Origin of the sequence: Anaeromassilibacillus sp. An250 (genome assembly GCF_002159845.1) — a bacterium.
Taxonomy (GTDB): Bacteria; Bacillota; Clostridia; order Oscillospirales; family Acutalibacteraceae; genus Anaeromassilibacillus; species Anaeromassilibacillus stercoravium.
In genome coordinates this window covers 121,353-133,880 of record NZ_NFJK01000006.1, presented here as the reverse complement: position 1 = coordinate 133,880, position 12,528 = coordinate 121,353, and the positions used below count along the sequence as shown (strand labels likewise).

Below are 12,528 nucleotides of genomic sequence, written 5' to 3'. Positions count from 1 at the left end.
CATTTCTTATATTCTTTCTATTTTTGTTCATCGACAGGAGGCACCATTTTTGCATAACGGGCCAACAGTTCCGGTGTACTAGTATAATAGCGGGTGTTTTTATCGAGTGCGGCGATGCGCCCCATTTCCTCCTCTGCCAAAGAGAAGTCAAAAAGGGCAAAATTGTCTTTGATATGGGCAGAATTTTTGGAGCCGGGGATCACAACATTCCCATCCTGAATATGCCAGCGCAGGATAATCTGTGCATTGGACTTTCCATATTTTTGCCCAAGCTCAGCAAACAGAGGTTCTTCCAGTAGCGCCTTATCCCCATGGCCTAACGGATACCAAGCCTGGATGACCATTCCCTCTTTTGCTAGGAACTGTTTCAGCTCGCTTTCTTGGTAATATGGATGAACTTCTGTCTGAAGGACAGCGGGTTTTACCTCGCAGATATCCAGAATTTCCTGAATCTGATCTTTATTAAAATTGGACAGGCCAATGGAGCGGGCTTTCCCCTCCTTATATGCCTTCTCCATCAGCTTGTAACCCGCGATATAATTGCCCGCTGGCTGATGGATCAGGAGCAGGTCAATATAGCCAGTATCGAGACGCATGAGGGTTTTGTCCACAGCGTCAGCTTGTTCATAAAAACAGGGCCAGAGTTTGGTCTCCAAAAAGATTTCTTCCCGTTTAAGGCCAGATTTCTTGATGGCGCGCCCCACCGCCTTTTCGTTTACGTAAGCGTTTGCCGTATCGATAAGGCGATACCCGCACTGCAGTGCGCTGGACACAGAGGTTTCTGTCTCATCCGGAGTCAACAGAAAAGTACCAATGCCTGCCATAGGCATGTCGATTCCATTGTTTAAAGTTGCGTATTCCATTGCAATTTCCTCCTAGTTTCGTATTCCTGTTTTATCCATATGCTGTAAACAGGTGGGGGATTTCCTATTCCCAGTGCTGGCTGTTTGCCGGAAGCCCTGTGGATATGGGAGAATCTCAAGCAGGCTAAACGAGCGGCAGGAACTACGGAATTCTTACGTTTCTGCCCTCTGTTTCTTTCAGCATCTATTGTACCTCCGAGCATAGAGAAACAGTAGTTCCCTTTTGTTAAGAAGCGAAAAGCTAAAGGTTTCAACTGCCAGTGGAGCGATGGTTTTTCGTTTTCAGAAGGTACAGAAATGGGTGCTTAACAGCACAGGAAAACGGGATGATTCCATACTAGCCAGATTTAGATCCATCTGGGCTGGAAAGAGGGAGTCTTGCAAAGGAAAGACGAAACATCTTCCGCAAAAGGTTTATATTTCGTCCGGCCGGACAGCTTTTTCGACAGCGTACAGGAATTGCTTGACTACTGGGGAAGGCGCTGGAGAATGTAGCAGCCCATATGGAATCGTATATCCCCAATCTACAGGTAAGATTTTCAGAAGAGGATGGACATACTGCCACTTCGGAACCGCCATCAGTACGCAGTTGTTGTTCTCACACTGGTTAAAGGCGTTTACGTCATAGAAATTGAAATCCACAATTTCAATCTGTGGATAATTTTTCCAAAGGTTATCCCGAAGCAGGTCGACAGAATGACTCCACCCCCGCTGTATTAACATCAGTTTTTCCCCATACAGATCTTGTATGGTCAGAAAATCCTTTTGAGCCAACCGGTGGTGAACCGACACTGCACAACAGATAGGTTCCCGGGAAATTTCCAATCCCTCGCACTGGCGCAAATTCAGCATTGTCTCATCGAAGATGCCGGCCACTACGTCGATGTTCTGCCCGAGGTTTCCAAGAATCTCTCGCGCATTTTCGGGTGTGTTGTCGAAAGGTACCAGATGAAATTTCGTGCCAGGACAGTAATTCTGTAGTTTTGGCCATAGCTCCACTAGTACCTGGGCTGGCGTCATAGGGGAGGTGCCAATACGGATGACATCGTCTGTTTTTCGCATGGCGTTTCTTGCCCTTGTTACAGAATCCTTACAGTATTGAATCACATATTTTGCATCCTGATACAAAGATTTTCCTGCTTCCGTGAGCTGTATCCCCCGATGCGTACGGAGAAAAAGTTGTAAGCCTAGGTTTTCTTCCAGCAAATTGATCTGTTTGATAACAGCCGGAGGTGAAATAAATAACTTCTCCGCAGCTTTATTAAAGCTTCCGGATTTTGCCACACAAAGGAATGTTTCTAACTGAGGGTTATACAAGGGGCCCACCTTTCCTTTCACCAAGACATTGTGCAGTTGGCATGTATATACCGTCCATCTTTATAGAACGCTTGCATCCACGCCTTGAGAAATTCCAGATGGGTGACCGCGTTTTCGCACGGCCTTATTCCCCATGATCTGGTCTCCCAAAGCTTTATACATTTATTCCTGGCTATTCTCAATTTATTTATCATTATATGCGGATAAAAAGAGGGGTGCAAGTCTGTAAAAGAAGTGGATGGTTATGCAACCGCCTTCCTGTATACATTTTTCAAAGAGTACGGATGGCTTGAAAGGATTTTTTGAAAAAATCACTCTGTTCCCTTGATAAAATAAAAGACGGTGGTTATAATCGCTTTGCCAAATCCCAAATAGGGCGGATGAAGGAAAGCTATGGTGGGGCTGATTGTCCCATATCATCAGGTCCTGGGGGCAGTTTTGCAGGAGGGGAATTTCAATGAGTAAGGTGGAAACTGAGAAAAATGTGTTTGACACAGACCGGGTGGGTTCTGTGCTGCTGCATATAGCGCCACCGGTCATGTTGGCTCAGTTGATTCAATCCCTTTACAACATTGTGGATAGTTTCTTTGTGGGACAATACTCGGCAGAAGGCCTTACGGCCCTTTCAATCCTGTATCCTGTGCAGTTAATTATTACGGCGGTGGCGGTTGGTACAGGTGTAGGTGTGAACACCCTCATTTCCCGATATGATGGACAGGGAAAGGCCAAACGCGCTTTGGGCACAGCAGGGACGGGCACAATGTTGGCAGCAATCAGTTGGCTAGTTTTCGCAGTGTTGAGTGGGCTGCTGATGGCGCCATTTGTAGGTATATCGACACAATCTTCTGTAGTGGCGCAAGAAGCCCGGACCTATGGCTATATTGTGTGTATTGGAAGCTTTGGCGTATTTTTGGAGAGTACTTGGAGCAAAGTACACCAGGCTAGGGGAAATATGCGCCTGCCTATGGTGGCCCAGATCGCGGGTGCGTTGGTGAATATTGTTTTGGACCCCATTTTGATCTTTGGCCTGGGGCCTATTCCTAAGATGGGGATTGCAGGAGCTGCATATGCTACAGTGGCGGGGCAGATTCTAGCAGCAGTGATCACTTTTTCCGCCTGCCGTAAGCCGCCGGCCTGGCGGGAGATGCGCTTCTACACGAGGCGGATCTATCAGCTCGGATATGCCTCTATTCTGATGCAGATGCTTTATACAGTATATATCATTGCTCTAAACTTGATCCTCTCGGGTTTTTCTGACGATGCAGTGACAGTCCTTGGACTTTACTATAAAATCCAATCATTTTTCTTTATCCCCCTATCGGGGCTACAGACCTGTATCGTACCATTTCTAAGCTATACCTTTGCGAAAAAAGCATATCCCCGCTGCCAGAAGATTATAAAATATTCTGTGTTGCTCGCCGCGGGATTGATGCTGGTTGGTGTAGCTTGCTTTGAGCTGATCCCTGAAACGCTCCTGCGGATTTTTACGTCAAATGAACAGGTTATCCAGATTGGAATCCCAGCCTTCCGGATTATCGGCACCAGCTTTGTGCCCGCTGCATTTTCGCTGATTCTGCCGGTGTTTTTTCAATCCATTGGAGCGGCGGTTCCCAGCGTGATCCTTTCCTTGACCAGACAGATTGGTTGCTTGATCCCATTATTCTGGCTGTTTTCCAGGATTGGATTGGCCTATACCTGGATCGCATTTCCGGTGGCAGAATGTGTCACTGGGACTTTGGGGATGGCGCTGTACATACGTTGTATCAAAAGTTGGGGTTCGCCCCAAAAACAAACTGTGCAAAGCACCGGGCAAGGAGATGTTGTTATGAAGATGATTACCGCAATTGTAAACCGGCGGGATGCCGCAGACGCCTGCTCTGCTTTGACGGAAGCAGGATACTACTTTACCCGAATGGCCTCTTCCGGGGGATTCCTTTCAGGAGGGAATACCACGCTGCTGATTGGAACGGAAGAACGGTTAGTGCCACAGGTCATGGAGATCCTAAGACTGCACTGTTCCCGGAGGACAGAGGCGATTTCTTCACCAATTCAGCTTGCCACGCCGTCGGTATCCTATCCGGCGCAAGTGACAGTAGGAGGGGCAACTGTTTTTATTTCGGATGTGACAGCGTTCGAGAAGATATAAAAGCGATAGGAGATTGTTTAGCGGCATTCTAGGCTGCTTCGCAAGGAAGGCCGGAGACGGCTAGTAGTTTCCTTTTGCAATAATATACATGAAGGGTTGGCAATTTTGCCAACCTTTTTTGTTGCCCCATTTCGTGCGCTTTGCATGTTCGCGGGCATGGAAGAAGGATACCTTCCTACATGCCTGGCCATGCAGCGCGACAGAAGCGATCGGGGAGGGTTAGTATGTTTCAAATTTTAAAAAAAATCTAGCGGAAGCTAGGCCAATAGCGCACACCAGAAGGCCGCTGGGAAGTAGTACCCAATAAGGACGGTCGGAAAATAGGTCGAAGAGTGCCCCATAGACGATTTGTCCAATGGGTTGGGCACACATCGAAAGGGTGAACACATAGGAGATGTTAGGCGTCGGAGGATATGAGGGCGGCTATAGACTCTATATGTCTGCCTTAAGTAAAAACGATCTGGACGCCTTGCAGAAGATCACAGGCAACCCGAACATCACGTGGAAGGAATACAAGCTGAGCCGGTTTAAAGCGGTGGAAGATAATCTGGACCGTATCCCATATTTCGATGCAGAGACTGTCATCGAACAATTCCAGGCAGCTTTCGAGAAGGATGCGCAAAACGGCACCCGGAAAGAGAGCATCGCTGTGAAACGCATGCTCTACGGGATTGTAAAGAGAGCAACCGGGGATTTCAGCGACGGAAGCATCTATCAAAGCCCGTCGGTGATCCCTGTCACTTCCGCGGAGGAGCTGATTCGCCTGGCCCGCGAGAATCCATATGGCTATTACAAGCTGGAGGCGGACCTGGACTTTTCCGGAATCGCTGCGGCGCAGGGAAGCTACATCCCAGAACGGTTCATCGGAATCCTCGATGGAAACGGGCACAAGCTGACGGGGATGCAACATCCGCTGTTTGGGGATTTGCAGTATGCCCAGGTGAAAAATCTGACGATCGCGGAACCCACTTACACTGCCGGGGTGCAGGCGGTTCTTGCTGTGAAGACCAGACAGGTAGTGGTTGGAGATGTGACTTTGGATAAAATGACTGTGGCAGGCACAAACCAGCAGATTCCGCTGGTGAAGACGAAGTCGGATGCCTACTATGAATATGGAACGATCCATGTGACGTTGGAAAGCTAGGCTTTAATATCTGAGGGAATGACCGGAAGTAACGGAGGAAAGAATGCTCTTTTGCATTCTCTGATTACAGAAAGTTCTGTATAATCGCCCACGGTTGGCTTGGTTAAATGTATTTGACATGAAAGCGAGAACCATAAGAATTAGATTAGTGGTATCCAAAGGCAAGCGCACCTCACTTTGTGGGGTGCGCTTTTCCTGTCGAAAGACGAAATAGAGCTTTGTGGGTGCACGGCTTGACCACTGCCGCATAGTATAGAAGGGATGTAAAAGTCCTGATTTTCTATAGGAGGCGACCATATGGGCGTTACCAATTCGAATAAACAAATCAGCGTTGACCAGATCGACTGCAATGGAACATTGAAAGTCACGCTTGCCCTTGCCGCAAGCCCGGATATTTCTTCAAACCCCACAGACATTGTTCTGGTTTTAGACCGCTCCGGAAGTATGGCCGGCACGCCGCTCGCCAATATGAAAGTGGGCGCGAACACATTCATTGACATCATCGACGAAGCCACCGATAGTTCCCAGGATGGAAACATCGGTTCCGGCAGTCACATTGGGATTGTCAGCTTTGCAAGCGACGCGACTGCGGACACACAGCTGATCACCTCGGTGGCGACTCTAAAAGCGGCCGTGGATAGCCTTACTGCTGGAGGCTCCACCAACCATGCCGATGCTTTTACCAAAGCGATGGAGCTGTTTGATCCCGCTTCTACAAATGCAAAGGTAATCGTCATGTTTACGGACGGAAAGACAACGGCGGGAGCCCCGCCTGCTCCAGTTGCGGCAGCAGCGAGGGCCGCTGGAATTGTCATCTATTGCATCGGCTTGATTGGGGCCGACGGGATCGACATTGACGCCCTAAACGATTGGGCCACCGACCCCGATGCTTCGCATGTTGCCGTTACACCGGATGAGTCGGATCTGGAGCAGCTGTTCGCAGATCTCGCCAAAAACATTTCCAAACCGGGTGCGACGAATATTGTGATTGATGAAATCGTCAATTCCGATTTTACCATTACCAGCATCACCCCGCCGAACAGGGGAACCGCAGTGATGATCAATTCCCAGACCATCCGTTGGACGATCCAGGAGCTGGGTGTAACCGGCAATGAGGGCGCTTCACTGGAATTCTTCATCCACACACCGCGCAGACCTCTGGAATGAAGCTTGTAAACGAGTCCATCACCTATACGGATACGGAAGGGAATGCGGTTACGTTCCCCGCGCCGGTCGTCACAGTGGATTGTGGCATTGTGGTCAATCCGGAGCCGTGTCCCATTCCGGTAGACTTCAAGATCGACAGCTGCAAAGATTCCATCGTCGTGGACCTTGGGGATGTTGCATTGGAATCGTTGGGCCGCATTGCACAGCTGGATGTGACCGTGAAGGATGTCTGCCCCAATAAACGTGTCGCGTTGGGAGTTGTTTTGACCGAAGTGGATTCCAATGGTGTGGAATACCAGAGAGGGCTAAAAGCCATTACAATTCCCGCGCATCGCTCCTCCACTTGCCGGGATGTTTTGGTAAAATGCATCAAATTTGTACTGCCAGAGGATCTGGATGTATCGGGTGGAGCGCCAAATGCATTGTGCAATGCCAGAAACTTTAAGGTACGCCTTTTTGCCAATTATATCGACACGGACTTCCGGTGCTGCGAGTCAATTGTCACGGTTTAACGATTCATTTCCATTGCTTCCACCGCTTCCCTAAGGGAAGCGGTACATACATTGCACATAAAAAAGGGAACGCATCCGAGAATGTTCTGGATGGTTCCCTTTTTACGTTTTATTTCTTTGTTTCAGCTGGCCGTCAACAGATCCGGGGCAGCTGGGCGCCGGTGAGCTTTCCTAGGATACGGCTTCCCCCTAAGGCGGTGCGGAGCACGACATGCCCGGGACGGCTCTCCGTAACCCGGCCGATCATGGCCGCATGTTCCCCGCCGGAAGTTTGGTGCAGCGCGTCCAGCACGGCGTCCGCCTGACCGGGGGAAACAACCGCCAGCATCCGTCCTTCGCAGGCGCTGTAGAGCGGGTCCAGCCCCAAGAGGTCACAGGCGGCGGCTACCGCTGGATCGACGGGGATCGCATCTTCCTCCAGTTCGATGGTCAAGGCGCTGCCTTCGACAAATTCGTTGAGCGTGGTGGCCACGCCGCCGCGGGTGGGGTCGCGCAGGGTACGCACACCGCCGGCTTCCAGCGCCGCGGCGCTGAGCTGGTGCAGCGGGCGGCAGTCGGAGAGAAGTTCGCCCGCAAAGGGGATTTCTCCCCTTGCCATCAAGACGGCCGCACCGTGGCAGCCGACGCTCCCGCTGACCAACACCGCATCCCCGGGACGGATGGCTTTGCGGGACAGCCCCGCTGCCCGCTGTGAACCGATGCCGGACGTATTGATATAGATGCCGTCGCCCTTCCCACGTTCGACCACTTTTGTATCCCCCGTGACAATCTGCACACCGGCGAGCTGGGCAGTGGTTGCGATGGAATTCACGATGGTTTTGAAGTCCTCCATGAGAAAGCCCTCTTCGATGATAAAAGAAAGGCTGAGATATTTGGGTTGGCCGCCCGCCATACAGACGTCGTTGACCGTTCCGCACACGGCCAGCTTTCCGATGTCCCCGCCGGGAAAGCGCCAAGGGGTTACGACAAAACTGTCGGTAGAGTAGACCAGCGGGCCATCCATCGATGGAAGCACAGCGCCATCGCCCAGATCTTCCAATGCGGGATTTTGAAACGCCGGAACCAGGACCGACTCGATCAATTGGGAAGTGCGCAGGCCGCCGCTTCCGTAGTCCAAGGTGATAATTTCTTCCATGGTGTGATTCCTCCCTGTCATGTCTGATAGCGGTACGCTGCGGCGCAGGCCCCTTCACTGGAGACCATGCACGGCCCCACTGGATCGGATGGGGTACAGACCCGCCCGAAAAGGGGGCACTGCTCCGGCCTGCAAGCGCCGCGAATCACTTCGCCGCACTGACAGCCCGCAAGTTCCACCGTGGGAGATGGAGAAAAGCCGAACTTTTTTGCAGCATCCCACGGGGAGAACGCCTCCCGGAGGGCAAGGCCGCTGTTCGGGATGGTTCCCAAGCCTCTCCAAAGGCTGTCCGCGGGGAGGAATACCCGCTCCATCGCCGAGCGCGCCGCGGAATTCCCCTCCGGACAAACCAGGCGCGTATATTCATTTTCCAGGGCGGGCGCCTTTTGCCGCAGCATCTCTGCCAGACGGTAGATGGAAAAGAGCAGGTCGGCGGGCTCAAAACCGCTGACGACGGCGGGGAGGCCGAATTCCCGCGGGAGAAAGGCAAACGCATCTGAGCCCGTGATAACGGCCACATGGCCGGGACACAAAAAGCCGTCTACCGCAAAATCCGGCGCGTGGATCAATGCACGCAGGGCGGGTTCGGTACTCTTGAGCAGGCACAATACGGAAAAATTGGAGGCACCCTGCTCTTTGGCCTCTAAAATGCAGGCGGCGGTACCGGGTGCGGTCGTTTCAAACCCGACGCCGAGGAAGATGACTTCCTGATCCGGGTGCTGCACAGCGATTTCCAGGGCCTCCATGGGGGAATAGACCGTCTGGACCTGCGCGCCCAAGGCGCGGCGGCGTAGCAGCGTATCCCCGCGCACCGAACCCGGTACCCGCAAAAGGTCCCCATAGCTCGCAAGGATCACATCCGGCAGACCGGAAAGCCGCAAAATTTCATCGATCGCCCCGGCTGGCGTGACGCAAACCGGGCAGCCCGGCCCGGAGAGCAGTTGAATGGATGGAGGCAGCAGCGAGCGCAGCCCAGCTTTGGCGATGGCCATGGTATGTGTGCCACAGATTTCCATCAGACGGATAGGGCCGGTCTCCTGGCTGATGTCCCAAAGCTCCTTCACAAGGCGCTGGATACCGTCCGGGCGGCGGAATTTCTCATCAAAGAGCATCGATGGCCTCCTGAATGCAGGCGAAGTTCTCCTCCGCCTGTTCTTTTGTCAGCTTTTGGATGGCAAATCCGGCATGGACCATCACGTAGTCGCCGGGTTTTAGGTCGGGAATGAAGTCAACACGGATGTTTTGGGAAAGCCCTGCCGCTGTCCCAACGGCGTGCTTTCCCGCGATGGATACAATTTTTAAAGGGACTGCAAGACACATAGTTGATTCTAGCTCCTTTTTGCGGTCGCGATTGCCAGCTGGCCCAGGCAAAGGCCCTCGTCGCTGGTGGAAACGCGGTGATGCGTATAGACGGAAAAACCGGCATGTGTGAGAAGCCGGGTGCTTTCAGAGAGAAGATATTCGTTTAAAAATACGCCGCCGGAGAGGACCACCGGCAGTTTTCCTGGATTCAAAAGACAACACTGCTCCAATGCCATGCGGCACAGGGCGTCCATAAAGCCGCGCGCGACCGCAGCGGGATCAACATGATCGGAGAGATCGCCGGTGATTGCCCGAAGCAAGGGGCGCGTGTCAAAGATACGAAGCCCATCTTCTTCATAGAACTCCACAGGATATGGCTGGCCGGGGATTCCTTCCCGCGCCATGGCCTGTAGGCGCGTGGCCCCCTGACCTTCGTAGCAAACTTGCTGTGTGCCGGTCAGGAGGGAATACACCCCGTCGAACAGGCGGCCGATGCTGCTGGCTTTTGGACATGCGGTGTGGCTGTCCAACATAGCGCGCAAAGCCTGCTTTTTTGGCGATTCCAGCGGCGCACGGTCCAGGGGCAGCCCGGCGTCCCACAACAGGGAGAACCCAATCCGGCCGATCTCCCGGATTGCCGCATCGCCCCCCGGAAGAAAGATGGGGCGAATCGAGCCGCACCGTCGGAAAGTTTGGAAATCTCCTGCCAGAAACTCGCCCCCCCAGATGGAATGGTCCGTTCCATAGCCCGTCCCGTCCCACACGATGCCAAATACCGGCCCAGCGAGCCGGTTGTCCGCCATGCAGGACGCCATATGCGCCCAGTGGTGCTGTACCTGCAGGAGGGGAAGTCCCAGGCGTTTGGCGTGCTCTTGTGCTTCCTGTGTGGAAAAATAGTCCGGATGAAGGTCACAGACCAACGTGGATGGCATGATGCGGAACAGCCGGAGAAAGGTGTCCAAGGACTCCCGATAGTGGTCCAGGGTTTCCAGGTTTTTTAAATCGCCGATGTGCTGGCTTAAAAATACATGCTGTCCGCGGCCCACGGCAAACGAGGCCTTCTGTTCCGCGCCGAAGGCGACCACACCGGTCGCATCGCGCGCAAACGTGACCGGCTGGGGGACATACCCGCGGCTGCGGCGGTAAAAGTATTCCCGCCCCTGCCAGGCCATCACCAGGGAATCGTCACAACGGTTTTGGATGGGGCGGTCGTGTAGGAGAAAGCCATCGGCAATTCCCGCCAACCCATCAAGGGCTTCCTGGTCCTCCAAAAGGACCGGTTGGTCGGAGAGGTTGGCGCTGGTCATCACCAAGGCGTCCGGTCCGCCGGACGTCCCGTCCAATAGGAGAACATGCAGCGGCGTATAGGGGAGCATAACCCCCAAACGCCGGTTGTCGCTGAGATTTGCGAAGTCCTCCGGAGCTTTCTTTTCCAACAGGACAATGGGGCGGCGTACGCTTTCCAAAAGAGAAGCCTCCGCCTCCGTGACCCGGCAGAGTGACCGGGCGCTGTTGAGATCCCGGCACATGACCGCCAGCGGCTTTTCTTCGCGGTGCTTCCGCAGCCGGAGACGGCGGACTGCCTCCGCATTGCGCGCATCGCAGGCGAGATGGATGCCGCCGAGCCCTTTGATAGCGAGAATGCTTCCGCGGGCCAAAGCTTTTTGCGCTTCCGCAAAGACGTCCCCGGCGATTTTCCGGCCCTCTGCGTCGAGCAGCCAGACCTGTGGCCCGCAGCTGGGGCAGCAGTCCGGCTGGGCATGATAACGGCGGGAATGGCTGTCTTCGTATTCCGCGTTACAGGTGGGGCACATGGAAAATTGTGCCATGGACGTCGTTTTCCGGTCGTAAGGGAGGTCGCGGATGATGGTAAAGCGGGGGCCACAGTCCGTACAATTGATAAACGGATAGCGGTACCGCCGGTCAGCCGGGTCCGCCAACTCCCGCAGGCAGGCGGCGCAGGGAGCGATATCCGGCGAAACCAGGGTGCCGCCGTCCCCCTTTGCGCTGCTTCGGATGGTAAAACGGTCGTAGCCCACCAGCCCATCCAGAGGTACGGTGCGAACCTGTTCCACAACGGCCAGAGGGGGGGTAGAGCGGGCCAATTCGTCCTGGAAGCTGGAAAGCGCTTCCGTTGGCCCTTCCAATTCCAGCTCCACGCCGGAGGGGGTATTTCGCACCCAGCCGCACAGGGCGTGCCGCTGTGCGAGACGGTACAGATAGGGCCGGAACCCCACCCCCTGCACAATCCCGGCGATTTCAAACCGGATGCGGCGAGACATACTCATGCCAATGCAGCCCGGATACGGCCCTCCAAATGCTGTGTCAGGGCGTCCAGTCCGTCCCCTGTGCGGCTGGAAACCTGGAACAGGGGCCCCTCAGGATTGACGCCTCGATAGTCTTTTTCAACGCGGTCGAGGTTGAAATCAAAATACGGGAGCATATCGCATTTGTTTAGGACTAGGCAGTCGGTGTCGGTGAACATCAGCGGGTACTTTGCGACCTTGTCGTCCCCTTCTGGGATGCTGAGAATGGTAATACGGAAGTTTTCGCCGATGTCGAATTCGGCCGGGCACACTAGGTTGCCGATGTTTTCTACAAACAGGACATCCAATGCATGGAGGTCGAATTGCGGCAAGATGTGCTGAATGCTCATCGCCTCGATGTGGCAAGCGCCGTCCGTATTCAGCTGGACGGCGGGAATTTGCAGCGCTGCAATCTTTTCCGCGTCAATCTGGCCGGTGATGTCGCCTTCAATCACGCCGATAGAGAACGATCCCCGCAGCCTTGCAATCAATTCCGTGATCAGGCTAGTCTTTCCGGTGCCGGGGCTTCCCATCACATTGATCAGGCAGACCTTTTTTTCGGACAAGGTTTTGCGGACCTCAGCACTCACATCCTCGTTCCACTCCATCACCTGGTGCAGTACTTTGATTTCCATT

The 12,528-nt window shown here is 53.6% G+C and carries 11 protein-coding genes; 4 read left to right on the top strand and 7 right to left on the bottom strand.

Annotation, left to right across the window (positions count from 1 at the left end; translation table 11 throughout):
- Positions 1–17: 17 nt before the first annotated feature.
- A complete protein-coding gene (locus B5F54_RS07395; protein ID WP_087232562.1) occupies positions 18–863 on the bottom strand; it encodes an aldo/keto reductase in 846 nt (281 codons plus the stop codon).
- A 414-nt stretch (positions 864–1,277) separates the two neighbouring features.
- Complete coding sequence (locus B5F54_RS07390) at positions 1,278–2,180, bottom strand: LysR family transcriptional regulator (protein ID WP_087232559.1); 903 nt, start codon at positions 2,178–2,180, stop codon at positions 1,278–1,280.
- 457 nt (positions 2,181–2,637) lie between these two features.
- Between B5F54_RS07390 and B5F54_RS07385 the strand changes: the two genes are divergently transcribed.
- From B5F54_RS07385 to B5F54_RS18060, 4 genes are all read left to right on the top strand, one after another.
- The gene (locus B5F54_RS07385; protein ID WP_087232556.1) at positions 2,638–4,326 is read left to right on the top strand and encodes a cyclic-di-AMP receptor; all 1,689 of its coding nucleotides are present in this window, start codon (positions 2,638–2,640) and stop codon (positions 4,324–4,326) included.
- A 436-nt stretch (positions 4,327–4,762) separates the two neighbouring features.
- Positions 4,763–5,470, top strand: a complete 708-nt coding sequence (locus tag B5F54_RS07380; RefSeq protein ID WP_172749624.1) for a ZmpA/ZmpB/ZmpC family metallo-endopeptidase-related protein — start codon at positions 4,763–4,765, stop codon at positions 5,468–5,470.
- Between the two features lie 297 nt (positions 5,471–5,767).
- The gene (locus B5F54_RS18065; protein ID WP_242969658.1) at positions 5,768–6,637 is read left to right on the top strand and encodes a vWA domain-containing protein; all 870 of its coding nucleotides are present in this window, start codon (positions 5,768–5,770) and stop codon (positions 6,635–6,637) included.
- Positions 6,634–7,149, top strand: a complete 516-nt coding sequence (locus B5F54_RS18060; protein WP_242969657.1) for a hypothetical protein — start codon at positions 6,634–6,636, stop codon at positions 7,147–7,149. The genes B5F54_RS18065 and B5F54_RS18060 overlap by 4 nt, the downstream gene beginning before the upstream one ends.
- A 133-nt stretch (positions 7,150–7,282) precedes the next feature.
- On the opposite strand, the gene hypE is transcribed toward B5F54_RS18060, so the two are convergent.
- The 5 genes from hypE to hypB are packed head-to-tail and all read right to left on the bottom strand — an operon-like array spanning position 7,283 to position 12,527.
- On the bottom strand, positions 7,283–8,284 hold the full coding sequence (hypE, locus tag B5F54_RS07370) for a hydrogenase expression/formation protein HypE (protein WP_087232550.1): 1,002 nt from the start codon (positions 8,282–8,284) through the stop codon (positions 7,283–7,285).
- 17 nt (positions 8,285–8,301) lie between these two features.
- Positions 8,302–9,396 carry a hydrogenase formation protein HypD gene (gene hypD, locus B5F54_RS07365; RefSeq protein WP_087232547.1) on the bottom strand — a complete coding sequence of 365 codons (1,095 nt, stop codon included), beginning with the start codon at positions 9,394–9,396 and terminating at the stop codon, positions 8,302–8,304.
- Positions 9,386–9,604 (bottom strand): HypC/HybG/HupF family hydrogenase formation chaperone, encoded by a 219-nt coding sequence (locus tag B5F54_RS07360; RefSeq protein WP_087232544.1) that lies wholly within the window; start codon positions 9,602–9,604, stop codon positions 9,386–9,388. Before B5F54_RS07360 ends, hypD begins: the two co-directional genes overlap by 11 nt.
- An 8-nt stretch (positions 9,605–9,612) precedes the next feature.
- Complete coding sequence (hypF, locus tag B5F54_RS07355; protein ID WP_087232542.1) at positions 9,613–11,874, bottom strand: carbamoyltransferase HypF; 2,262 nt, start codon at positions 11,872–11,874, stop codon at positions 9,613–9,615.
- The gene (gene hypB, locus B5F54_RS07350; protein WP_087232538.1) at positions 11,871–12,527 is read right to left on the bottom strand and encodes a hydrogenase nickel incorporation protein HypB; all 657 of its coding nucleotides are present in this window, start codon (positions 12,525–12,527) and stop codon (positions 11,871–11,873) included. Before hypB ends, hypF begins: the two co-directional genes overlap by 4 nt.
- Position 12,528 lies beyond the last annotated feature (1 nt).